The 1,607-nt window shown below is 59.1% G+C and carries 1 protein-coding gene; it reads left to right on the forward strand.

All coding sequences use genetic code 11. The annotated features are described in order from the left end of the window. The first annotated feature begins 40 nt into the window (after window positions 1–40). A complete protein-coding gene (locus AC07ZS_RS29765) occupies window positions 41–1,579 on the forward strand; it encodes an IS3 family transposase (RefSeq protein ID WP_494802030.1) in 1,539 nt (512 codons plus the stop codon). Window positions 1,580–1,607: the final 28 nt, after the last annotated feature.

Raw genomic sequence — 1,607 nt, forward strand, 5'->3', positions numbered from 1 at the left:
GGGGATGCGGACGAAAACTTGGACTACCAGGAGGTAGTTCATGTATTCGTACGAAGACAGGATGCGAGCAGTCCAGCTCTACATCAAGCTGGACAAGCGCATCAGGGCAACCATCCGCCAGCTGGGTTACCCAACCAAGAATGCCCTGAAGAGTTGGCACCGTGAATACGAACGACGTTCGGCTCTGCCTGTGGGCTATGCGGGCCGGCCTCCCAAGTACTCGCAGGAACAGAAGCAGGCGGCTATCGCGCACTACCTTGCGCATGGTCGCTGCATTGCTGCAACGATGAGGGCATTGGGCTACCCAGGCCGGGGAACATTGACCGCCTGGATTCGCCAGGCACTTCCCGAGAGCAGGATAGCCGCCGTTGGCAGTGTCGGCCGGCGCAGATACCCCGAGACGTTGAAACAGGCGGGCGTCATGGAGCTCTGCACGCGGCAGGAAGGTGCGCAAGCCGTGGCAGAAAGGCTGGGCGTATGCAGGCCGACGCTGTACAACTGGAAGAACCAGCTACTCGGCCGCGAGGCGCCTGCATCCATGAAACGCCAGAACCACTCACCACCATCACCTGAGCGAGCGGAGCTGGAGCGACAGCTCGAATCCCTGCAGCGCGACATCCGGCAACTGCAGCTTGAACGCGATCTCTTGAAGAAGGCCAATGAACTGCTAAAAAAAGGCCTGGGCGTCGATCTGCGTCTCCTGACCAACCGGGAGAAGACATTGCTGATTGACGCCCTCAAGGAGCTCTATGCCCTGCCAGAGCTCTTGGCTCAGTTGGATCTTGCGCGAAGCTCGTACTTCTACCATCGAGCCCGTGCGCAAGTGGCAGACAAATATCTTGACGCGCGTCGTGCCATCACCGGCATCTTCGAGTCGAACCACCGCTGCTACGGCTACCGCAGGCTGCATGCGTCGCTGCACAGGCAGCACGTCACCATCTCGGAGAAGGTGGTGCAACGGCTGATGAAGGAGGCGCGCCTGGTTGTTCCCAAACCCAAGCGGCGCAGGTACGCGTCCTACGCCGGTGAGATCAGTCCAGCGCCTGAGAACATCATCAACCGAGACTTCCAGGCCGCGGCGCCCAATGAGAAGTGGCTCACTGACATCACGGAGTTCCAGATCCCGGCTGGCAAGGTTTACCTGTCGCCCATCATCGATTGCTTCGACGGGATGGTGGTGAGCTGGACCATTGGAACCAGCCCAGATGCCGAACTCGTCAACACGATGCTGGATGCCGCCATTGAGACGGTGGCGGAAACCACCGAACGGCCTGTGGTTCACTCCGATCGTGGTGGCCACTATCGCTGGCCAGGTTGGCTGGCAAGAATGAGCGATGCGAACCTCACTCGCTCGATGTCTCGCAAAGCCTGTTCACCTGACAACGCGGCCTGCGAAGGCTTCTTCGGTCGGCTGAAGAACGAACTGTTCTACCCTCGGGACTGGAGAAGCACCACCGTTGTGCAATTCATTGAAGCTGTGGACTCCTACATCCGCTGGTACAACGAGAAACGGATCAAGATCTCACTGGGCTCTCTCAGCCCCATCGAATACCGAGAAAGTCTCGGGCTTACGTCATAAACCAGTCCAAGTATTTGTCCGCACCCCC

It is taken from the genome of Hydrogenophaga sp. GW456-12-10-14-TSB4, assembly GCF_059424305.1.